General features: G+C 71.9%; 19 protein-coding genes and 1 tRNA gene. 12 read left to right on the top strand and 8 right to left on the bottom strand.

What is annotated here, in order from left to right:
* The first annotated feature begins 9 nt into the window (after positions 1-9).
* The gene (locus ACYU8V_RS21740) at positions 10-747 is read left to right on the top strand and encodes a trypsin-like serine peptidase (protein WP_460850328.1); all 738 of its coding nucleotides are present in this window, start codon (positions 10-12) and stop codon (positions 745-747) included.
* A gap of 24 nt (positions 748-771) precedes the next feature.
* Here ACYU8V_RS21740 and ACYU8V_RS21735 read toward each other — a convergent pair whose 3' ends face one another.
* Both ACYU8V_RS21735 and ACYU8V_RS21730 read right to left on the bottom strand, forming a co-directional pair.
* A complete protein-coding gene (locus ACYU8V_RS21735; RefSeq protein ID WP_460850327.1) occupies positions 772-1,896 on the bottom strand; it encodes a DmpA family aminopeptidase in 1,125 nt (374 codons plus the stop codon).
* Complete coding sequence (locus ACYU8V_RS21730; RefSeq protein ID WP_460850326.1) at positions 1,886-2,524, bottom strand: TetR/AcrR family transcriptional regulator; 639 nt, start codon at positions 2,522-2,524, stop codon at positions 1,886-1,888. Before ACYU8V_RS21730 ends, ACYU8V_RS21735 begins: the two co-directional genes overlap by 11 nt.
* Positions 2,525-2,641: 117 nt before the next feature.
* On the opposite strand from ACYU8V_RS21730, the gene ACYU8V_RS21725 reads away from it, so the two are divergent.
* From ACYU8V_RS21725 to ACYU8V_RS21710, 4 genes are all read left to right on the top strand, one after another.
* Positions 2,642-4,093, top strand: a complete 1,452-nt coding sequence (locus tag ACYU8V_RS21725; protein WP_460850325.1) for an APC family permease — start codon at positions 2,642-2,644, stop codon at positions 4,091-4,093.
* Positions 4,094-4,136: 43 nt separating this feature from the next.
* Positions 4,137-4,212: transfer RNA gene (locus ACYU8V_RS21720), tRNA-Lys, on the top strand.
* Between the two features lie 93 nt (positions 4,213-4,305).
* Positions 4,306-4,509 carry a cold-shock protein gene (locus tag ACYU8V_RS21715; protein WP_460787487.1) on the top strand — a complete coding sequence of 68 codons (204 nt, stop codon included), beginning with the start codon at positions 4,306-4,308 and terminating at the stop codon, positions 4,507-4,509.
* 110 nt (positions 4,510-4,619) lie between these two features.
* Positions 4,620-4,775: a hypothetical protein gene (locus ACYU8V_RS21710; RefSeq protein WP_460850324.1), complete on the top strand. Its 156-nt coding sequence runs from the start codon at positions 4,620-4,622 to the stop codon at positions 4,773-4,775.
* Positions 4,776-4,815: 40 nt separating this feature from the next.
* Here ACYU8V_RS21710 and ACYU8V_RS21705 read toward each other — a convergent pair whose 3' ends face one another.
* The gene (locus ACYU8V_RS21705; RefSeq protein WP_460850323.1) at positions 4,816-5,835 is read right to left on the bottom strand and encodes a hypothetical protein; all 1,020 of its coding nucleotides are present in this window, start codon (positions 5,833-5,835) and stop codon (positions 4,816-4,818) included.
* Between the two features lie 90 nt (positions 5,836-5,925).
* Between ACYU8V_RS21705 and ACYU8V_RS21700 the strand changes: the two genes are divergently transcribed.
* From ACYU8V_RS21700 to ACYU8V_RS21675, 6 genes are all read left to right on the top strand, one after another.
* Positions 5,926-6,834 carry an NUDIX hydrolase gene (locus tag ACYU8V_RS21700; protein WP_460850322.1) on the top strand — a complete coding sequence of 303 codons (909 nt, stop codon included), beginning with the start codon at positions 5,926-5,928 and terminating at the stop codon, positions 6,832-6,834.
* 206 nt (positions 6,835-7,040) lie between these two features.
* Complete coding sequence (pstS, locus tag ACYU8V_RS21695) at positions 7,041-8,156, top strand: phosphate ABC transporter substrate-binding protein PstS (protein WP_460850321.1); 1,116 nt, start codon at positions 7,041-7,043, stop codon at positions 8,154-8,156.
* Between the two features lie 81 nt (positions 8,157-8,237).
* Positions 8,238-9,215, top strand: a complete 978-nt coding sequence (gene pstC, locus ACYU8V_RS21690) for a phosphate ABC transporter permease subunit PstC (RefSeq protein ID WP_460850320.1) — start codon at positions 8,238-8,240, stop codon at positions 9,213-9,215.
* On the top strand, positions 9,212-10,342 hold the full coding sequence (pstA, locus tag ACYU8V_RS21685; protein WP_460850319.1) for a phosphate ABC transporter permease PstA: 1,131 nt from the start codon (positions 9,212-9,214) through the stop codon (positions 10,340-10,342). Before pstC ends, pstA begins: the two co-directional genes overlap by 4 nt.
* A gap of 16 nt (positions 10,343-10,358) precedes the next feature.
* Positions 10,359-11,138, top strand: coding sequence for a phosphate ABC transporter ATP-binding protein PstB (pstB, locus tag ACYU8V_RS21680; RefSeq protein WP_460850318.1), 780 nt, complete (start codon positions 10,359-10,361; stop codon positions 11,136-11,138).
* 13 nt (positions 11,139-11,151) lie between these two features.
* Entirely contained in the window at positions 11,152-11,898 is a 747-nt protein-coding gene (locus ACYU8V_RS21675; protein ID WP_460850317.1) for a response regulator transcription factor, read from the top strand.
* Positions 11,899-11,967: 69 nt separating this feature from the next.
* On the opposite strand, the gene ACYU8V_RS21670 is transcribed toward ACYU8V_RS21675, so the two are convergent.
* The 3 genes from ACYU8V_RS21670 to ACYU8V_RS21660 all read right to left on the bottom strand — a co-directional run bounded on the left by ACYU8V_RS21670 (position 11,968) and on the right by ACYU8V_RS21660 (position 15,988).
* Entirely contained in the window at positions 11,968-12,975 is a 1,008-nt protein-coding gene (locus ACYU8V_RS21670) for an inorganic phosphate transporter (protein ID WP_460850316.1), read from the bottom strand.
* A gap of 35 nt (positions 12,976-13,010) precedes the next feature.
* Positions 13,011-13,637: a DUF47 domain-containing protein gene (locus tag ACYU8V_RS21665; protein WP_460850315.1), complete on the bottom strand. Its 627-nt coding sequence runs from the start codon at positions 13,635-13,637 to the stop codon at positions 13,011-13,013.
* 173 nt (positions 13,638-13,810) lie between these two features.
* The gene (locus ACYU8V_RS21660; protein WP_460850314.1) at positions 13,811-15,988 is read right to left on the bottom strand and encodes an RNA degradosome polyphosphate kinase; all 2,178 of its coding nucleotides are present in this window, start codon (positions 15,986-15,988) and stop codon (positions 13,811-13,813) included.
* A gap of 68 nt (positions 15,989-16,056) precedes the next feature.
* Between ACYU8V_RS21660 and ACYU8V_RS21655 the strand changes: the two genes are divergently transcribed.
* Positions 16,057-17,085, top strand: coding sequence for an alpha/beta hydrolase (locus ACYU8V_RS21655; protein WP_460850313.1), 1,029 nt, complete (start codon positions 16,057-16,059; stop codon positions 17,083-17,085).
* 3 nt (positions 17,086-17,088) lie between these two features.
* On the opposite strand, the gene ACYU8V_RS21650 is transcribed toward ACYU8V_RS21655, so the two are convergent.
* Complete coding sequence (locus ACYU8V_RS21650) at positions 17,089-17,715, bottom strand: coiled-coil domain-containing protein (RefSeq protein WP_460850312.1); 627 nt, start codon at positions 17,713-17,715, stop codon at positions 17,089-17,091.
* Positions 17,697-20,829: hypothetical protein (locus tag ACYU8V_RS21645; protein ID WP_460850311.1), on the bottom strand; the 3,133-nt coding region annotated here is incomplete at its 5' end. The genes ACYU8V_RS21650 and ACYU8V_RS21645, both read right to left, overlap by 19 nt.

Raw genomic sequence — 20,829 nt, 5'->3', positions numbered from 1 at the left:
CATGGCGGGGTGCGATCGCTCCTCGCCGTCCTGACCATGCTCGCCGGCGGCACCGCCGCGGTGCCCGCCGCGCAGCCGGTGGCGCCCGAGCCGACGGTCGGGGCGCTGTTCTTCCCCAGCCTGGCAGGATTGTCGGTGCCCCTGCACCTGCCGCACTTCTGCTCGGCGAGCGTCGTGCACTCCACCAGTCGCGACTTGCTGATCACGGCCGCGCACTGCGTCTACGGCACCGGCCTGACCATGGAGTTCGCGCCCGGCTTCCATGACGGCGTGGCGCCGTACGGCGTCTGGAGCGTACGGCGCGCCTACGTCACCGCCTCCTGGCGAGCCCACCAGGACCCGGCCGACGACGTCGCGGTCCTCGAGGTGGCGCCCCGCGCGGGCCGGCGGATCGAGGACGTCGTCGGCGCCCACCCGGTCGGTACGCCGGCCCCGGGCCGGACCGTCCGGGTCGTCGGCTACCCGCTCGGCATCGGCGGGCGGCCGGTCGGCTGCAGCAACACCCTCGTCCTCACCGACGGCTACCCGAGCATGGACTGCACCGGCCTCACCGACGGCGTCAGCGGTGGGCCGTGGCTGCAGTCGGGCCGCGTGGTGGGCGTGATCGGCGGCCGGGAGCAGGGCGGGTGCGGTGCCACGACGTACTCCGCCCCGATCGGTCCGGTCATCGGCGGTCTCCTGGCCCGCGCCGAGGCCGGTCGTCCCTCGGACCTGGTGCCGCTCGGGTTCCTGGCCAACGCCTGCTGAGTATCGCCGGTCCGGCCGAGCGGGTCAGCGCGCGGCGGGCAGCTTGCGCAGGACGTCGTGCGGCAGCGCGGGCGTGCGGTGGCCGGCGCGGCCGACCATCTCCTCGTTGACGACCAGGGCGTTCAGCACCGCTTCCTCCACCGCCTCGACGACGGCGGTGTGGAAGGGGTCGATGGCGCCCCAGGGCAGCACCTCCTGGCTCGCGAGCTCGGTGGGCGCCGGGTACATCCGGCTGCGCAGGCCGGGCGCCGGCGCGGTGGAGAAGGCCAGGAAGATGTCGCCGGAGAAGTGCCCGCCGGCCGTGCCGGTCCGGGCCAGGCCCAGCGGCACGCGGCGTGCCAGCGCCTTGCACTGGTGGGGGAGCAGCGGCACGTCGGTCGCCACGACCACGATCACCGATCCGGCACCACCGGGCAGCGTGCCGGGCCCGGCGGCCGCCCCGAGATCGCGCGCGAACCAGTCGGCGTCCTCCATCGGGTTGTCCGCGGCGAGGTCGCGGCCGATCGGCGACCCCGCGACGACCAGCTCCGCCCGGTCGCCGAAATTGGCCTGCACCAGCACCCCGACCGTGTACGTCGTACCGGCGAACCCGACCTCGCGGGACGCGGTCCCGGTGCCGCCCTTGAACGCGTAGCAGTTCATGCCGGTGCCCCCGCCGACGGAGCCCTCGGGCACCGGTCCGCCGGTAGCCGCGTCGAGGGCGGCCCGGGCGTGCTCGGGGCGGACGTGGGCGCCGTTGATGTCGTTGAGGTACCCGTCCCAGGTCTCGCCGCACACCGGCAGCAGCCACTGGGCAGCGAGGCTCGGGGCGACCTCGTTGACCCACTCGACGACGCCGGTGTGGCAGGCGCCGACGGCGTGCGTGTTGGAGAGGACGACGGGCATCGTCAGCGCCCCGGACTCCTCGATCCAGGTCGTGCCCGTGAGCTCGCCGTTGCCGTTGAGGGAGTACCACCCCGCGGCGCACGGCTCGCCCAGCCCGTCGCGACCGCGCGGCAGGATCGCCGTCACGCCGGTGCGTACGTCGTTGCCGCTGATCAGCGTCTCGACACCGACCATGACCCCGGGGACGTCGGTGATCGCGTTGTGCGGACCGGGCGTGCCGGGAAGGTCGAGCAGGTCGCGGGCGCGGGGGCGCTCACTCGTCATGGTGGCTGGTCACCTTTCGGTCGGGGACGATGTCCGGGCAGGAGGTGGCGAGGCGGGCGTAGCCGCAGAGCAGCTCGACCGCCCGGTCGAAGGTCAGGGAGCGCACGCCGACCACGATGTGCTCGCCGTAGGCGTCCTCGAGCGCCACGAGGTTCTGGGCGAGCTCGGTCGCGTCGGCGGCGAGCTGGAAGTGGCCCTGGGCGACGCCGACCTCGAGGATGCCGACGTAGATCGCGACCTGCGTGTCGTACAGCGCGGTGAACAGGTCGGCGTTCGACTCGCGGAAGCGCATGTGGCCGTCGAGCTTGTACAGCGCCGCGACCAGGTCGTCGTCGCGGGAGACCGGAAGGCCGTGGCGGATCGCGGCAACCAGCTTGTCGCGGGCATCGGCGACCTGGGTGAGCATCTGCAGCCGGCCGTCGTAGAAGCGCTGGCGGGCGCGGGCGTGCACCTCCTGCACGAGGCCCTGCACGTCGTCGAAGTAGTAGTGCACGGTGCCGGTCGAGACGCCCGCCCGCTCGGCGACGTCGCGGATTCGCAGGCCGGCAGCGCCGGAGTCGCGGATCACCTGCATCGCTGCGGTGAGCAGCGCCTCGCGGCGCCGCTCCTGGTCCTTGAAGCGAGCCATGACCTCCCTCTCGATGACTTTCGTTGATGGTGCGTCAACAGATCAAAGCCGAATAACTGGCCCTTGACAAGCGCACGAGAACAGTTCTTTGATTCAGCATCAAAGAAAGGTGACCCCATGTCTGAGCTCGATCCGCAAGGCACACCGCTGGACGCGCAGGTCGTCGATCCACCCGTCCGGGCGGGAGGCGGCGTCCGCTACGAGCAGGAGCTGGCGCGTGCGTTGACCATGCGCGAGAACATCCTGATCACGCTGTCGTCGGTCACGCCGGCCTCCAGCGTCTTCATCATCGTGCCGGCGATCCTGTTCGGCGTCGGTGGCGCCTCGGTGCTGACGATGGTGCTGGCGGCGGTCGCCGCGGTCCTGGTCGGAGCGTGCTACGCCGAGCTGTCGGCGACGTACCCGGTCACCGGAGGGGAGTACACCTGGGCCGCCCGGCTGCTCGGCCGGCCGCTCGGCTTCGCCACCTTCCTGCTCACCCTGGTCAGCGGCGTGCTGATCATCGCGGTGATCGCCCTCGGGACCGGGGAGTACCTCGGCGCAGCGTGGTCGGGCCTGTCCGGCACCTGGGTCGGGATCGCCGTGATCGTGGTGACGACCCTGGTCGCCGTCCTCGACATCCGCACCAACGCCTGGGTGACCGGCGTCTTCCTCGCCATCGAGCTGCTCGCCGTGCTCACCCTCGCTCTGCTCGGCGTGCTCCACCCGGTCCGCGGCCTCGGCTCGTTCTTCTCCGCGCAGACCCTCGGAGAGCACGGCCTGCAGGGCGTCGGTGCCTCGGCGGTGATCGCGCTGCTGCCCGTCGCGCTCTTCGCCTTCAACGGGTACGGCGCCGCCGTCTACTACGTCGAGGAGACCAAGGACGCCAACCGCACGATCGGCCGGGTCATCCTGATGTCCCTGGTCGTCACCGCGCTCGTGGAGATCGTGCCGCTCGCCGCCGTCGTCATCGGTGCGCCGAGCATGACCGACCTGCTGGGCAGCGATGCGCCGATGAACTACTTCCTGCTCGCTCGCGGTGGCCACGTGCTCAACACGTTGATCAGCGTGGGGATCGCGGTCGCGATCGTGAACGCCGTCATCGCGATCATCATCCAGATCGCGCGCCTGGTCTACGCGTCCGCCCGCGACCGGTCCTGGCCCGGTCCTGTCGACGACGTGCTCGGCAAGGTCCACCCGCGGTTCAAGTCGCCGGCCAACGCGACTCTCCTGGTCGGCGTACTCGCGGTGCTGGCGGGGATCTTCATCCCGCTGGACTGGCTGATCACCGCCACCGGCGCGTCGGTCGCGGTCGTCTACCTCGTCGTCGCGGCCTGCGCGCTCCGGCTGCGCCGCCCCAGCGTCACCCCGTCGCGTGGCTACCGGATGCCCTGGTGGCCCCTGCCGCCGGTGCTGCTGATCGCCGCGATGGCCTACGTCTGCGTGCAGACCACGCGGGACACGCCCTCGCAGGTCGCGATCAGTGCCGTGACGATGGTCGTCGGCGTCCTGTACTACTACGGCTTCATCCATCCGCGCCGTGGCGAGCGGTGGACCCTGCCCGAACCCGTCGAGGAGGACCTGTCCTGACCGGCTCGGTGGCCGGCGGCGGGCGCTGCGATACTGGCGCCGCGGGCCCTTAGCTCAATTGGCAGAGCATCGGACTTTTAATCCGCGGGTTGTGGGTTCGAGTCCCACAGGGCCTACCAAATCCCGAGGTTTGGGTGTCGTCGCAGATTGATAGTGTCCCTTGCGGGGTCGTCGACCGGGCGACTTCGCCAGACACAAGGAGTAGCGAGCGCATGGCTCAGGGCACCGTCAAGTGGTTCAGCGCCGAGAAGGGCTTCGGCTTCATCGAGCAGGAGGGTGGCGGCGACGACGTGTTCGTCCACTACTCCGCCATCCAGACCAATGGCTACAAGTCGCTGGAGGACGCCCAGCGCGTCGAGTTCGACGTCACCCAGGGCCCCAAGGGCCCGCAGGCGGAGAACGTCCGGCCCCTCTGATCACGGCCGAACCTGTTTCGGGCCCCGTTGCTGTCGCAGCGGGGCCCGAAACCGCTTTTTGCGCGATGATGGGGACGGGAGCGCGCGATGGACTCGGGAGGAGCAGGCACTTGGACGACCAATTCGAGGTCGAGCTGAACGACGACGACCTGCTCGCCGAGGTCGAGCTCACCACCAGCCTGATCATCGCCGCGACCGCGTCGGACTCCCGCCTGTCCCAGGCCGAGATCGACCGGATCCTCGGCGTGCTCCCCAAGAAGGGCTGAGCCGGGGGCGGCCTCGGGGACTACCGCCCCCAGCCCCAGCTCAGCAGCTGGCGAACAGCAGCGGCCCGCTGTCCAGGTCCGACAGCACGTAGGTGTCGGGCAGCGGCTGCAGGGTCATCGAGACCAGGCTCTTCTCCGCGGTCGTGCGGAGCAGCCGGTAGCGGTCGGTGAACGACCCGCCCTGCCCGGGCGCCGGGCCGACGGCCAGGGTGGCGCGGGTGGTGGCGTTGGTGCGGGCCTGGTCGGGGTTCTCGAACGCCATCCGCACCTCGACGGTGCCGTCGGGCGCGTAGGCCATCGCGAAGGCATCGAGCGGGTTGATCTTGCCGGCCTCGGAGATGAGTCGGGCGCCCTCGGCCTGGTCGGTGGGGTCGGCCTGGTTCATCGCGAGCGCCTGGCAGGCGTAGTCGCCGTCGTACACCGCGGCGGAGGGGGTGGCGCCGAGCGAGGCGGCCACGCCGGCGACCGCGCTGTCGTCCTTCGATCCGCGCTGGCCGCCGCGCCAGTCGCGCAGGAACGCCGCGGAGTCGCTCGCGGCCAGCACGTCATGCTCGGAGTCGACGGTGAGGTTCGTAAGCTCGGGCGTCAGGTCGCCGATCGCGTTGAGCCCGCCGGAGCCCGCGGTCCACACGCCGTCGTCGCTGCCGGGGTCGGTGTAGCCGAGCCCGCGCAGGGTGACCCGCAGCTCGGCCGGCGTGACGTCGTCGGGCAGCCCCATCACGATGACCGCCCCGTCGGTGCCCTGCGCGTACAGCTCCCACGACAGGTTCGCCGGCGAGACCCCGAACCGCGCATCCAGCACGCGGGCCGAGTCGTCCAGCGCCGAGGTCGAGCTGAGGTCGTGGTCGAACGCCTTGGTCAGGAACGCCCCCACGTGGTCGGACGCCTCGGCCTCCGAGACCCCCACCTCGGCCCGTACGGCGGACCAGTCGGTCCAGCTGAACCGGACCGCCGTCCGGGGTGCCAGCGCCATCGCCGCCGACAGCCGGGTCTCCGAGCCCGAGCGCGACCGCACCCAGCCCACGACGCCGAGTGCCACGACGACGAGGGCCACGACCACGCCGACGACGATCCACCGACGGGTAGGGCGCGGCCGTTCCACAGGGCAGGCCTCTCGTTCGCAGGGACAGCGATAGGTGAGACTAGCCCCGTGGCCAGCACCCCGCCCGCAGCCGGTACGTCGCAGCGCCCCCCGGTCGTGGCCGCCGGCGTCGTCGCGTTCCGGCCCGGCCGTCAGGTCCTGCTCGTGCACCGCCCCAAGTACGACGACTGGTCGTTCCCCAAGGGCAAGCTCGAGCGCGGCGAGCACCGCATCGCCGCGGCGGTGCGCGAGGTCGCCGAGGAGACCGGGCTGCACGTGCGGCTGGGGCCGCCGCTGCCCGACCAGGAGTACCCGGTGAGCGGTCGCACCAAGATCGTCCACTACTGGACCGGCCGGGTGGTCGGCGACGACGACGTGTCCGGCTATCGCCCCAACGCCGAGATCGACCAGGTCCGGTGGGTGCCGGTCGACCGCGCCCCGGACCTGCTCAGCTACGCCTACGACCGCGAGACCCTCACCGCGGCGCTGGCCGTGCGGCGCAAGACCCGCGCGCTGGTGGTGCTCCGGCACGCCTCGGCACGCGCCCGGTCGCACTGGGCCGCCGACGACCGGCTGCGCCCGCTGCTGCGCACCGGCGCGGTCCAGGCCGACCGCCTCGTCCCGCTCATCGCCGCGTACGACGCCACCCACGTGGTCAGCTCGCCCAGCACGCGCTGCGTCCAGACCGTCGAGCCGTACGTCGCCACGACCGGCTTCGACCTCGACCTGCGCCGCCGGCTGAGCGAGGAGGACGCCTCGGCGAAGGGGGTCGACCGGATCGTCGAGGAGCTGCTCGCCGACGACCAGGGTGCGGTGCTGTGCACCCACCGGCCCGTCCTCCCCCTGGTGTACGACGCCCTCGGGCTGAGCAGCCGGGTCCGCGCCTCGACCCTGAGCACACCGTTGGAGCCGGCCGAGGCCCTCGTCCTGCACACCCGCAAGGGCAAGGTCGTGGCCTTCGAGCGGCACGGCGTCTGACTCGTCGCTGACGAGCGGAGCGCCCGCGCACGGCGTACCGCTCACCGACGGGGTGACGTGGCCCACGGTCGAGCGTCCCCTGCTCGTGCATTGTTCACCGTCCGTTCAGGTACACCGGACAGTTGCGTTACCGGACCTCCCTAACTTCGCAACGTCCAGACCGAAAGCAGGGGGGCGGTCTGCCCCTCCACCTGAGAGGCCTTGTCTTGAACCTCACCCAGATCCGTCGCACGCTGGTGCCCAGCGTCGCGGCCGTCGCGCTCGCTGGTTCCCTGGCGGCCTGTGGCTCGAACAGCACCGACGCCGGCTCGTCCACCTCGTCCGACGCGACCACCGCGGCGGCCGTCAACAACGCCTCGTCGCTGACCGGCGGCGGTTCGACCGCCCAGGGCAGCGCGCAGGTCCAGTGGGCCTCCGACTACGGCAAGGCGAACTCCGGCGTCACGATCAACTACAACCAGGTCGGCTCCGGCACCGGTCGGTCCAGCTTCGAGCAGGGCACCTACACCTTCGCCGGCTCGGACTCCTACCTGTCCGACCCGACCGAGTACGCCGCCGCGAAGAAGCAGTGCGGCGCCGACCCGATCGAGGTCCCCGACTACGTCAGCCCGATCGCCGTGGTCTTCAACCTCTCCGGCGTCTCGTCGCTCAACCTCGACGGCAAGACCATCGCCGACATCTTCAACGGCTCGATCACCACCTGGAACGACAAGGCGATCGCCGACCAGAACCCCGGCGTGACCCTGCCGAGCACCACCATCCAGCCGGTCCACCGCTCGGACGACTCCGGCACCACCGCCAACTTCACCGACTACCTCGCGCAGGCCTCCCAGGGTGCCTGGAAGGACGAGGCGTCGCAGACCTGGCCGACCACGTCGGGCCTGTCGGGCGACGGCACCTCGGGCGTCGTCACGACCCTCACCGGCACCGACGGCTCCATCGGCTACGTCGACGCGTCGAAGGCCGGCACGTTCGGCATCGTCTCGGTCAAGGTCGGCAGCAAGTACGTCATGCCCACCGCTGACGGCGCCGCGCACGACCTGTCGATCTCCAAGCTCGACCCGGCCGCCAAGGCGGGCCAGCTGACCTACAAGGTCAACCGGACCACCACCGACCCGAACGACTACCCGCTGCTGCTGGTGTCGTACCTGATCGCGTGCCCGACGTACAAGGACGCCAAGGTCGGGGCGCTGGTGAAGGACTACCTGGGCTACGTCGTCTCGGACGCCGGCCAGACCTCCGGTGCCACGGCCGCGGGCTCGGCCCCGCTGCCCACGAACGTTGCGAAGAAGGCCCAGGCCATCGTCGCGACCATCAAGTGATCGGCTGATCCAGCTCATCTGATCCGAGGGGCGGCCCGCTCGACAGCGGGCCGCCCCGACCATCACCTCCGGGGAGTCCAGGTGTCCACGCAATCTCCGCCCGTGCCGGCCGGCAGCAACCTGCTCCGGCAGGGCTCGCAGGGCAAGGGCGACGCGATCTTCAAGGGTCTGGCCGTCGCGGCCGGCATCACGATCCTGGTCGCCCTCGCGGCCGTCTTCGTGTTCCTGCTCGTCAAGGGCATCCCCGGTGTGGGCGCGGACCCCGCCCTGAACCAGCCGGTGAAGACCTTCGGCGGCAAGTCCAGCTTCTGGGCCCTCGCCGGACCGCTGGTCTTCGGCACCGTGCTCTTCGCCGCGATCGCGCTGCTCATCGCCGTGCCGTTCGCGATCGCCATCGCGCTGTTCATCACCTACTACGCACCGGCGCGCATCGCGACGCCCGTCGCGTACGTGATCGACCTGCTGGCCGCCGTCCCCTCCATCATCTACGGCCTGTGGGGTGGCACCGTCCTGGCCGCCGCCCTCAAGCCGACGATCGAGTGGCTGAGCGTGCACGCCAGCTGGATCCCCATCTTCAAGGGCCCGTACGCCGGGACCGGGCAGGTCGGCATCACCGCCGTCCTCGTCCTCGCGGTGATGATCCTGCCGATCATCGTGGCGATCTCGCGCGAGGTCTTCAAGCAGACCCCTCCGCTGGTCCAGGAGGCGGCCGTCGGGCTCGGCGCCACCCGCTGGGAGATGATCCGACTGGCGGTGCTGCCGCACGCCAAGTCCGGCATCGTCGCGGGCATCATGCTCGGCCTGGGCCGCGCGCTCGGCGAGACGATGGCCGTCCTGATGGTCTCCAAGGCGCTCAACCCGAACCTGACCTTCAACCTGACCGGCTCCAACGAGGGGCAGACCATCGCGTCGTACGTCGCCGGCCACTGGGCCGAGGCGAGCGACAACGGCAAGTCGGCCCTCATCGCACTCGGCCTGATCCTGTTCGCACTGACCTTCGCCGTGAACTTCTTCGCGCGCTGGGTCATTGCCCGCGGAGAGCGGAAGTTCGCCCGATGACCACCCTCGACATCTCCCGCCCCGCCCTGACCCGGGCCCGGCTGCCGCGGTTCGCCCCGCTGACGGTCTTCGCCGTCGTGGCCGTGGTCGCCGTGCTCTTCAAGCTGGTGTTCGCCCGGGGCACCTCCTGGACGCCGGTCGTGATCCTGGCCGACATCGTCGGCATCGGCGTCGTCGTCGGCTGGTCGCAGGCGCTGGAGGGCGGCCGCGCCGCCAAGGACCGGCTCGTGACCGGCGTGATCTGGTCGATGTTCGCGGTCGTCTGCGTGCCGCTGATCTGGATCATCGAGCTGGTCATCCGCAAGGGCGGATCGCACCTGACGTGGACCTTCCTGACCACGTCGATGAAGAACCACTCCGTGCTGACGGCCGCCGATGCCGCCAAGGGCGGGATCGCGCAGGCCCTCATCGGCACCGGCCTGATCACCGCGCTCGCCGCCGTCATCGCCGTACCGCTGGGGCTGATGGCCGCCGTCTACCTGATCGAGTACGGCAAGGGCACGCGGTTGGCGCGGGCGACCACGCTGTTCGTCGACGTGATGACGGGCATCCCCTCGATCGTCGCGGGCCTCTTCGCGATCACGCTGTTCCGGATCATCTTCGGCCCGACCGTGCAGATGGGCTTCACCGCCGCCATCGCGCTGGCGCTGCTGATGACGCCGACCGTCGTGCGGTCCACCGAGGAGATGCTGCGCCTGGTCCCCAACGACCTGCGCGAGGCGTCGTGGGCGCTGGGCGTGCCGCGGTGGCGCACCATCGTGAAGGTGGTCATCCCGACCTCGATCGGTGGCATCGTCACCGGCGTGATGCTCGCGGTCGCCCGTGTCATCGGTGAGACGGCGCCGCTGCTGGTCGCGGTCGGCTACACCGCCAGCGTGCAGTGGAAGCTGTTCTCGCCCTCGGAGCCGATGTCGACGCTGCCGACGTACATCATCAACCAGTACAACAGCCCCGACATCGTGGCGTGCACGCTGGCGCAGCGGCAGGCCGGGCAGAACTGCCTGGCGACCAACTTCAGCGAGCCGCGCTACTGGGCGGCCGCGCTGGTGCTCATCATCATCGTGATGGTGCTCAACCTCGTCGCCCGGATCATCGGCAAGATCTTCGCCCCCAAGACCGGGCGCTGAGCAGGAGAGAACTGACATGGCTACAGGCATCGACGTCAGCGACGTCAACATCTACTACGGCGACTTCCTCGCCGTCGAGGGTGTGAACATGTCCATCCGCCCCGGCGCCGTCACCGCGTTCATCGGCCCGTCCGGATGCGGCAAGTCGACCTTCCTCCGGTCGCTCAACCGGATGCACGAGGTCATCCCCGGCGCGCGGGTCGAGGGCAAGATCGCGATCGGCGGCCAGGACCTGTACGGCGCCGACGTCGACCCGGTCGCCGTCCGTCGCACCATCGGCATGGTCTTCCAGCGCCCCAACCCGTTCCCGACGATGTCGATCTACGACAACGTCCTCGCGGGCAGCCGGCTGAACAACAAGAAGATCAAGAAGGACGACGCCGACGCCATCGTGGAGCGCTCCCTGCGCGGCGCGAACCTCTGGCAGGAGGTCAAGGACCGCCTCGGCAAGCCCGGCATGGGCCTGTCCGGCGGACAGCAGCAGCGGCTCTGCATCGCGCGGGCCATCGCCGTCCAGCCCGAGATCCTGCTCATGGACGAGCCCTGCTCGGCGCTGGACCCGATCTCCACGGCCGCCGTCGAGGACCTCATCCACCAGCTGAAGAACGACTACACGATCGTCATCGTGACCCACAACATGCAGCAGGCGGCGCGGGTCTCGGACGACACCGGGTTCTTCAACCTCAAGGCGACCGGCGAGCCCGGGCACCTGGTCGAGTTCAACCCGACCAAGAAGGTGTTCGCCAACCCCGACAACGAGGCGACCGAGGCCTACATCTCGGGTCGCTTCGGATAAGCCCGAGACTCCCATGGACACACCAGCTGCCGCGGCGGCCGGCGGTGTCCGTCGATCGGCGCGCGGTGATTCCGCACGCGCCTACCTGCACCGGTGGGCGGAGACGGCGGGCACCCAGCTGCTCGTCATCGACCCGCTCCCCGCGCAGGAGCCGCTGACCGACGCGCTCGCCGGCCACGGCGTCCACGTCGTGTGGGCCGACTCGACCGTCGACGGTCTCGTGGAGTTCGGCCGCGTGCATCCCACCGCCGTCGTCGTCGACCCGCGCACCCCGGGCATCCCGGCAGCCGAGTTCGTCAGCGCGATCCGTCGGCACGGTGCGACGTACGTCATCGCCGTCCTGGAGCGAGCCGCCCCCGACCGCGCGGGCGAGCTGCTGCAGGCCGGTGCGAGCGCGATCGTTCCGACGGCGTACACGGCGGCCGAGCTGTGGGAGGCCCTGCGCGCCTCACCGGAGCCGTTGGAGGGGTGCGCGCGCCTCGCGGTCGGGCCGATCGAGCTGGATGCCGGCGCCTACGCGGTCCGCATCGACGGCGAGCGGATCCCGGACCTGCCGCTCAAGGAGTTCGAGCTGCTGCGCGAGCTGATGCTGCGCGCGCCCGGGGTCGTCAGCGACGACGAGCTGCGCACCGCCCTGTGGGGGACCGGCAGGGCCAGCGGCAACACGATCGCCATGCACGTGACCCGGCTGCGCGGCCGGCTCGGCGGTGCCGCCGACGTACGCCGGATCCGCGGGCGGGGCTACTCCCTCACCGTCTAGCGCGAGTTCAGGCTTCGGGTCGACCGAAACAAGGGTCTCGGTCGACCCGAGGCCTGAACTCGCGGGGAATCAGGCCGGGACGAGCAGGTGCACGACCCCGTAGGCCACGAACGCGACAGCCGCGGCGGCCGGCAGGGTGACCACCCAGGCGACCAGGATCGTCTTGGCCATGCCCCACCGCACGGCCGAGAAGCGCTTGGTGGCGCCCGCACCCATCACCGCGGAGGTGATCACGTGGGTGGTCGAGATCGGGGCCTGGAAGGCGTACGCCGTGGTGTAGAGCACCGTCGCGCCGACCGACTCGGCCGCGAACCCGCGTGCCGGGTCGAGGTGGATGATCTTGCGGCCCAGGGTGCGCATGATCCGCCAGCCGCCGGAGTAGGTGCCCAGCGAGATCGCGCCCGCGGCGCCGATGACCACCCACAGCGGCAGGTGCTTGGGGTCGTAGTGCGCGGGATAGGCGGTGACCAGGACCAGCAGGATCACGCCCATCGTCTTCTGCGCGTCCTGCAGGCCGTGCCCCAGGGCCAGCGCCGCGGCCGAGATGGTCTGCATCCCGCGGAACCCGCGGTGCACCCGGTGCTGGTTGCGCTTGCGGAAGATCCACAGGATCGCCGTCATCACGAGGAAGGCGCCCACCAGGCCGACCAGCGGCGAGAGCACCATCGGGGTGACGACCTTGTCCCAGATGATCGACCAGTGCACGGTCGCTCCGCCGGCCGCACCGGCGCCGACCAGGCCGCCGATCAGCGCGTGGCTGGAGGACGACGGGAGCCCGAAGTACCAGGTGATCAGGTTCCAGGTGATCGCGCCGAGCAGTGCCGCCATCACGATGATGAGCCCGTGGTTGTCCTTAGGCGGCACGATCACGTCGCTGACGGTGTGCGCGACCTTCTGGCCGAGCAGCGCGCCGACGAAGTTCATGACCGCCGCGAGGGTCAGCGCGATGCGGGGAGTGAGGGCGCGGGTGGAGACCGACGTGGCGATCGCGTTCGCCGCGTCGTGGAACCCGTTGGTGTAGTCGAACGCGAGCGCGATGACGACGACCGCGATGACGATCGCGAGGGTGAGGGTCACTGAATGCCTGCCTGGGTGAGCCGGGGCGGGAGCCCTCAGCCCTCCTTGACCGCGATCTGCTCGACGATGTTGGCGACCCGCTCGAAGGCGTCGATGGCTGCCTCGAGCGACTCCACGATGTCCTTGAGCTTGAGGACCTCGATGGTCTTGTAGTCGCCGTTGAACAGCTTGGCGAGGGTACGCCGGTGGTTGCGGTCGCCCTCGTTCTCCAGCCGGTTGACCTCGATCCAGTAGTCCTCGAGGTCCTTCATGCCCTTCAGTCGCGGCATCGCGGCCGCGGTGAGCTCGGCGCAACGCTGGAGGACGTCGACCTGGGCCGACAGCTCGGCCGGGAAGGTGACGACCTCGTAGAGCAGGATCAGGTCGACGGCCTCGTCCATCATGTCCATGACGTCGTCGAGCCCGGAGCCCAACGAGTAGAGGTCCTCGCGGTCGAAGGGCGTCACGAAGGTGCTGTTGACCTTCTTGACGATCGAGTGCGTGGTCTCATCGGCCATGTGCTCGGCCGCCCGCATGCGCTCGGCGACGGCCTCGCGGTCCGCGGTCCCGGCGTTCTCGGACAGCATCTCGGCGAGCAGGCCCGCCCCGACGACGAGGTGCTGGGCGGACTGGGTGAACAGGTCGAAGAAGGACGTATCGACCGGTCGTAGGCGCAATCCCACGTGGACTCCTGTAGAGGGGGAGGCGAACGCGAACATGCTAGGGGGTGAACGATCTCGGCGCGCAACCCGCGACGCGCGGCAGCGCGGCGGGAGGCGCCGTCGGCGGAATCCTCGCCGCAGTTGACAGCGGATCTGTATTGACCGCCGACGGCGCCGGAGACGCGCTCGCGCAATTAAGCGCGGAAACGCTTTCGCTGCTGGCCGATCAGGGTCTCCTGCAGGTGCACGGTGCCGTCGTTGAGCGTCCACTGGCCGTCCACCCCGAGCTCCCAGGCCTGCGTGGTGGGCGCGAAGGCGAGGTCCAGCAGGGACGCGACCTCGTTCTTGCACTCCTGGTCCGGCACCCGCACCAGCACCTCCACCCGGCGGTCCAGGTTGCGGTGCATCATGTCCGCCGAGCCCAGCCAATAGGTCGGGTCCCCGCCGTTCTGGAACGCGAACACGCGGCTGTGCTCGAGGAACCGGCCCAGGACGGACCGGACCCTGATGTTCTCGCTCAGGCCCTCGACGCCGGGCCGGAGCGCGCAGATCCCGCGCACCAGGAGCTCCACCGAGACACCCTCGCGGGAGGCCAGGTAGAGCGCGTCGACGATCTCCTCGTCGACCACGGAGTTGGCCTTGATCCGGATCCCGGCCGGCAGCCCGGCCCGGTGCAGGCCGATCTCGTTGTAGATCTGGTCGATCAGGCCCGAGCGCACCGAGTCGGGAGCCACCAGGAGCTCCTCGTACTGGGCGTTGCGCGACCACCCGGACAGGTTGTTGAACAGGTGGGCGACGTCCTCGCCGATGGCCTCGTTGGTGGTCAGCAGGCCGAGGTCCTCGTACATGCGGGAGGTCTTGGGGTTGTAGTTGCCCGTGCCGATGTGGGTGTAGCGACGGATGCCGTCGGGCTCGTTGCGGACCACCATGGCGAGCTTGCAGTGGGTCTTGAGGCCGACCAGCCCGTAGACGACGTGGCAGCCGGCCTGCTCGAGCTTGCGGGCCCAGCGGATGTTGGCCTGCTCGTCGAAGCGGGCCTTGATCTCGACCAGGACCAGCACCTCCTTGCCGGCCTCGGCGGCGTCGATGAGGGCATCGATGATGGGGGAGTCGCCGGAGGTGCGGTAGAGCGTCTGCTTGATCGCCAGCACGTGCGGGTCGGCCGCCGCCTGCTCGATGAAGCGCTGCACCGAGGTGGCGAAGGAGTCGTAGGGGTGGTGCAGCAGTACGTCGTGGCGGCGTACCGCCTTGAAGATGTCGACCGGTGCCGAGGACTCGAAGTCGGCGAGCAGCGGGTTCGTGGAGGGCAGGAACGAGGGGAACTTCAGCTCCTCGCGGGGCAGGTCCGCGAGGCCGTGCAGGCCGCGCAGGTCCAGCGGGCCGGGGACCTTGAAGACCTCCTGCTCGGAGATGTCGAGCTCGGAGACGAGGAGGTCGAGCACCGTCGGCGCGATGGACTCCTCGACCTCGAGGCGGACCGGGGGCCCGAAGCGCCGGCGGAGCAGCTCCTTCTCCAGGGCGGCCAGCAGGTTCTCCGCGTCGTCCTCCTCGACCTCGAGGTCCTCGTTGCGGGTGACGCGGAAGGTGTGGGCCTCCAGGACCTCCATCCCGGGGAAGAGACGGCGCAGGTGGGCGCCGATGACGTCCTCGAGCGGCACGAACCGCGAGTTGCCCACGGGGACGAACCGCTCGAAGTTGCTGGGCACCTTCACCCGAGCGAACAGCTCCTTGCCGGTCTTCGGGTTGCGCAGCACGACCGCGAGGTTGAGCGACAGCCCGGAGATGTAGGGGAAGGGGTGGGCCGGGTCGACGGCGAGCGGGGTCAGCACCGGGAAGATGCGGTCCTTGAACAGCTTCTTGCAGGTCTTCTGCTCGTCGCGGTCCAGGTCGGCCCAGCGCACCAGTTGGATGTCGGCGGCCTCGAGCGCGGGGATGATCTGGTCGCGGAACACCGCGGCCTGCCGCTGGCTCAGCTCGCCGGTACGCCGCCAGATCATCTCCAGCACCTCGCGCGGCAGGAAGCCGCTCGCCGCGCGGACGGCCAGGCCGGTCGCGATCCGCCGCTTCAGGCCGGCCACGCGCACCATGAAGAACTCGTCGAGGTTGCTGGTGAAGATCGCGAGGAACCGCGCGCGCTCCAGCAGCGGCAGCGAGTCGTCCTCGGCCATCTCCAGGACCCGCTCGTTGAACCGCAGCCAGGACAGCTCGCGGTCCAGGAAGCGGTTGCCGACGGCGGCGATCGAGTCCACCAGCGCCGGGTCAGGGACGTACGCCGCCGGGTCCGGCGCGCCCTTGTCGAGCGGCTGGTCGGCGGGGCTGCCGAGGTCGTCGGAGTCCGGGGCGGCGACGGCGGACTGGGCTTCGGTCGTCATGCGTCGATCCTCCCACTGCACGGTGAACGGCGGGTGATCCGCGTGGTGGCCTGCGTAGGCTGCCCGGCGTGAACCTGCGATCGACCGTCGAGGGGACCGCGCTGCGGGTCCTGACCTCCCTGCCCGCGCCCCTGCAGCGGGCCGTCAGCGGTGGCCGCACCGTGATCGACGGCCAGACCCTGGCTGCCGATCTGCAGCTGATGCTGGCCGCGCAGAAGGTGCTGCGGCGGCGCGGCGAGGAGGCGCCGATCGAGGAGGTTCGGGCAGGCACCCGGCGCGACTCCGCGATCGCCGGCGGCCGACAGCCGATCGGGGCCGTGCGCGACCTGGAGATCGCGGGCCGCCCCGCGCGGCACTACCGGCCCACCGTGCCCCTCACGGCGAACGGGGAGCCGGGTCCGCTGCTGGTGTTCGTCCACGGTGGCGGGTTCATCGAGGGCGACGTCGACACCCACGACGCGCCGTGCCGCGCGTTGGCCGAGCGGTCCGGCGTACCGGTGCTGTCGGTGAGCTACCGACTGGCGCCCGAGCACCCCTTCCCCGCGGCCCACGACGATGCGTACGCCGCCTTCCGCGACGTGCACGCCCGCGCCGCCGAGCTCGGCGCCGACCCCGCGCGGATCGCCGTCGGCGGTGACTCGGCGGGGGGCAACCTCGCCGGGTGGATCGCCATCGCGGCCGCACGCGACGGGCTGCCGGTGGCGTTCCAGCTGCTGGTCTACCCGGTGGCCGACGGGCCGCACCCGGGCGCGAGCGCGCGCACCTTCAACGAGGGCTTCTACCTCACCCAGGAGTTCATGGACCGCGCCGACGCCTGCTACACGCCGGATCGCGCGGACCTGCTCGACGAGCGGATCAGCCTGGTGCGGGCCGAGCTCCCGGCCGGGCTCGCGCCGGCGTACGTCGTCACGGCGGGCTTCGACCCGCTGCGCGACGAGGGCGAGGCCTACGCGCGGCTGCTGGCCGACGCCGGCCACCCGGTGGAGCTGCAGCGGTTCCCCGACCAGATCCACGGCTTCCTCAACATGCTCGTGGTGCCGAGCTGCGGTGCCGCCGTGACCGTCATCGCGCAGCGGCTGCGCGACGCGCTCAGCTGAGGGTCAGAGCGTGGAGCGCCACTGGCGCAGCTCGGCCATGAACGAGACCGGCTCGACCATGCTCGCGTCGATCACGAACGGGTCCATGCCCTTGCGCGCGAAGCGCAGCTCCCAGCCGGGCTCACCGGGCGTGCCGTGCTGCTCGACCTCGGTCGACGCGCTGCGCACGTCGAAGCGGTAGCTGGTCTCGCCCTTCTTCACGTACACCAGCCCGCGCACGATGCTCACCTCGATCGGCTCGACCTTGGTGCGCAGGGCCGCCCACGCCAGTACGGCGGTCAGCGCCGCGATCAGCAGGCCGAACGGGGTCATCAGCGTGCCGTTGAGCAGCGCCAGCACCGCGACCATCCCGGAGACCACCGCCGTGGCGCCGAGCACGAAGGACAGCACGCGCGGGTCGCTGCCGTCCCCGGTCAGCCGTCCGCCCGGGTCGGAGCCGCCCTCGAAGATGGACAGCGGGCCCTCGGCCGCGGCGGCACGCGCCTCGAGGGCGGCGATCCGCAGCCGGGCGTCGGCGAGCTCGGCCTGGGCCTGCTCGAGCTCGGCCTGGGTCTGGGCGTGGCGTCGTACGAGAGCGTCGTACTCGTTGCGCAGCGCGTCCGGCTGCGCGTCTACAGGTCCGGTCGCCATTGGCGCAGCGCCTCCATGAACGTGGTCGGGTCGACGACCTTCGCGTCGATGGTCACCGGGGCCATGCTCTTGCGCAGGACCTTGATCTTCCATCCGCGGTCGCCGGGAGAGCCCTCCTGCTCGATCTGGGTGTTCGGGCTGGTGAGGTCGAAGCGGCTGTTCATCTCGCCGACGGTGACCTTGAGCATGCCGGCCTCGTCGATGTCCACGCTGCGCGAGGAGTTGTTCGCGCGCAGGGCGTAGGCGAGCAGTACCGCGGTCACCGCGGACAGCGTGGCCGCCAGCGGGATGTCGGTGCGCAGCGTGTGCGTGAAGGCCATCCGCGCGACGACCGCGGCACAGCCGAGGGCCACGATGATCGCGACGGGGGCCAGGCTGGAGGTGCCCCGCTTGGCGTGGAACGGCTGGCGCGCGCCGCCGGCCACGACCGCGGCGGCGACCCGGGGTGCCGGCTCGGGCTCCGACTCCGGCTCGGCCTCGTGGTCGGTCTCAGGCTCCGGCTCCTGCTCCGGCTCGGGCTCGGGCTCGGGCTCCGGCTCGGGCTCGACGTCGGGCTCGGTCTCGGTCTCGACCGGCGCGGCGGCGGCCGGCTCGGCGGGAGCCTCGACGACGGGCAGCTCGGTGGTCGCGGGGTGGAGCGCGACGTCCTGCTCCTCGGCCTGCTGGGCCTGCTCGTCCTGAACCGGCTCGTCGGCCAGGTCCTCGTCCTCGAGCTCCTGGGCGGCCGCGGCCGACCGGGCGCGCCAGCGCTCGAGCAGGCTGGTCGTGGGTGCGAGGGACGCGGACAGGTCCTCGTCCTCCTCGTCGGCGACCTCCGGGGCGTCCTGGTCGACGACGGGCAGCGCCTCGGGCTCCGCCACCGCCTCGGCGACCGGCTCCTCGGGGGCTTCCTCGGTGTCGGCGACCTCCGCCTCGACCTGGTCGGTCTCCGCCTCGGGCTCGGGCTCCGGCGCGGCCAGCTGCTCGGGGACCTCGGTGGCGGCGACCTCGGTCTCGAGAGGCTCGGGCGCGGCCTCGGCGGCCGGCTGCTCGGCGGGCTCCGCGGGCTGCTCGGCCTCGGCTGCCGCCGCGACCTCCGCGCCTCCGGCGAGCGCGCGCCAGCGGTCGATCACGGAACCCTCGCCGGTCGCCGGCGCGACCGGTGCGGTACGGGCGGCCTGCCAACGGCCGAAGAGGTCCTCCGCCGCGCCGGCGGGCTTCGCCGACTCGGGCGACTCGGACGCCTCCGGCCGGTCGGCCTCCGCCGCGGTGGGGGCGGCGGCCTCCTCCTCGGCGACGGGCTCGGTGTCCTCGATCTCCTGCTCGGCGTCGGCGTCGTTGCGCAGCGCGGCGAGGTTGCGCCAGCGGTCGACGACCGAGCCCTCCTCCACCGCAGCGGGCGGTACGTCGGGCTCGAGCGGGGCCGGAGCCTCGGACCGCGACGCCTGCCACTTGGTGAAGACGTCCTCGATCGGAAGACCCTCGTCGGTGGGCGCCGCAGCGGGCGGCTCCTCGGCCTGCGGCTCCTCTGCGTGCTCCTCGGCGGCCGGCGCTTCGGCGACCGGCGCTTCGGCGACCGGCTCCTCGACCGCTGCTACCTCGGGCTCGGCTACCTCGGGCTCGGTGGAGACCTCGGGCTCCTCGCTCACGGCCGGAGCGCTCGCGGTGCGGCTGGCGAGCTCCTCCCGGGCGAGCGCGACCTCGGCGGCGAGTGCCTCGGCACGGGCCTCCGCCTCGGCGCGGGCGCGGGCCTGCTCAGCGGCGCGGGCCTCGGCCTCCTCGCGGGCCCGGGTGGCCTCTTCGGCGAGTGCTGCCGCGCGGGCCTCGGCGTCCTCGCGGGCGCTGGTCTGCGACTTCAGGTCCGCCAGGCTGCGCAGGTGGGCGTCGGAGAGGTCGGCGGTGCGCGCGTTGGCGATCCGGGTGGCCTCCTGCTGGTCGGTGGCGGCCTGCTCGGCGGCCGCCTTGGCGGCGGCAGCCTCGGCGGCGAGTTGCTCGGCGCGGGCCTCGGCCTCGGCGCGGGCTTGGGCGTGCTCGGCGGTGGTGGCCTCGGCGGAGGTGCGGGCGGCTTCTGCCTCGGCGGCGAGCTGCTCGGCGCGGGCCTCGGCTTCGGCCCGGGCCTGGGCGTGTTCGGCGGTGGTGGCCTCTGCGGCCTGCTTGGCTGCGGTTGCCTCGGCGGCGAGCTGCTCGGCGCGGGCCTCGGCCTCGGCGCGGGCCTGGGCGTGTTCGGCGGTGGTGGCCTCTGCGGCCTGCTTGGCTGCGGTGGCCTCGGCGGCGAGCTGCTCGGCGCGGGCCTCGGCTTCCGCGCGGGCCTGGGCGTGTTCGGCGGTGGTGGCCTCCGCGGCCTGCTTGGCTGCGGTGGCCTCGGCGGCGAGCTGCTCGGCGCGGGCCTCGGCCTCGGCGCGGGCCTGCGAGTGCTCGGCCGTGGTGGCCTCGGCGGCCTGCTTGGCGTCGTAGGCCTCCTGCGCGAGCTGCGCCGCGAGCGCCTCGGCGTCCGCGCGGGCCCGGGCGTGCTCGCTGGTGATCCGTTCGGCCTCCGCCTTCGCGGCGGCGGCCTCCTCGGCGCTCTGCTCGGCGCGGGCCTCGGCCTCGGCGCGGGCCGCGGCCTGCGCCTGCGCCTCCTCGAGACCCCGCTGGTGGGCGATGACGAGCTCGGCGGCGCGGGCCTCGGCCTCGGCGCGGGCCTGCGCCTGAGCGGCGGCGGCCTGCTCTGCCTCGACACGGCCCCGCGAGGCCTCGAGCAGCTGCTGCTGTGCCTCGAGCAGCTCGGTCTGCAGTGCGGACAGGGCCGACTGGTGCGCGGCGGCGGACTGCTCGAGCTGGCCCAGCGCCTCGACGGCGCGGCGCTCGGCGTCGGCACGGGCCTGGTTGGCCTCGGTGGCGATCTCCTCGGCAGCGACCAGCGCTGCCGTCGTCGCCTTCTGCTCCTCGGCGAGGGCAGCGGCGGACTGGTGCGCGGCAGCGGCGGCCGCCTGCGCTTCGCGGGCCAGGTCGAGCTGCTCGCGGGCGGCGACCTCGGCCAGCCGCCGTGCCTCGTGGGCCTCCTCGGCGAGGCGGGCCTGGTTGGCCGCGGACTCGTCCGCGGCGGCGCGGGCCGCGCCGTGCTCCTCCGCCTTGGCGGCGGCGGTGCTGGCGCGC

This window comes from Nocardioides ultimimeridianus, assembly GCF_054777895.1.
This window is presented reverse-complemented; position numbering and strand designations above follow the sequence as displayed.

Coding starts and splice junctions, on each gene's coding strand:
- ACYU8V_RS21650 (WP_460850312.1), bottom strand. CDS start 17,715: ATGGCGACCGGACCTGTAGACGCGCAGCCGGACGCGCTGCGCAACGAG.
- ACYU8V_RS21725 (WP_460850325.1), top strand. CDS start 2,642: ATGTCTGAGCTCGATCCGCAAGGCACACCGCTGGACGCGCAGGTCGTC.
- ACYU8V_RS21715 (WP_460787487.1), top strand. CDS start 4,306: ATGGCTCAGGGCACCGTCAAGTGGTTCAGCGCCGAGAAGGGCTTCGGC.
- ACYU8V_RS21735 (WP_460850327.1), bottom strand. CDS start 1,896: ATGACGAGTGAGCGCCCCCGCGCCCGCGACCTGCTCGACCTTCCCGGC.
- ACYU8V_RS21675 (WP_460850317.1), top strand. CDS start 11,152: ATGGACACACCAGCTGCCGCGGCGGCCGGCGGTGTCCGTCGATCGGCG.
- ACYU8V_RS21730 (WP_460850326.1), bottom strand. CDS start 2,524: ATGGCTCGCTTCAAGGACCAGGAGCGGCGCCGCGAGGCGCTGCTCACC.
- pstB (WP_460850318.1), top strand. CDS start 10,359: ATGGCTACAGGCATCGACGTCAGCGACGTCAACATCTACTACGGCGAC.
- pstA (WP_460850319.1), top strand. CDS start 9,212: ATGACCACCCTCGACATCTCCCGCCCCGCCCTGACCCGGGCCCGGCTG.
- ACYU8V_RS21660 (WP_460850314.1), bottom strand. CDS start 15,988: ATGACGACCGAAGCCCAGTCCGCCGTCGCCGCCCCGGACTCCGACGAC.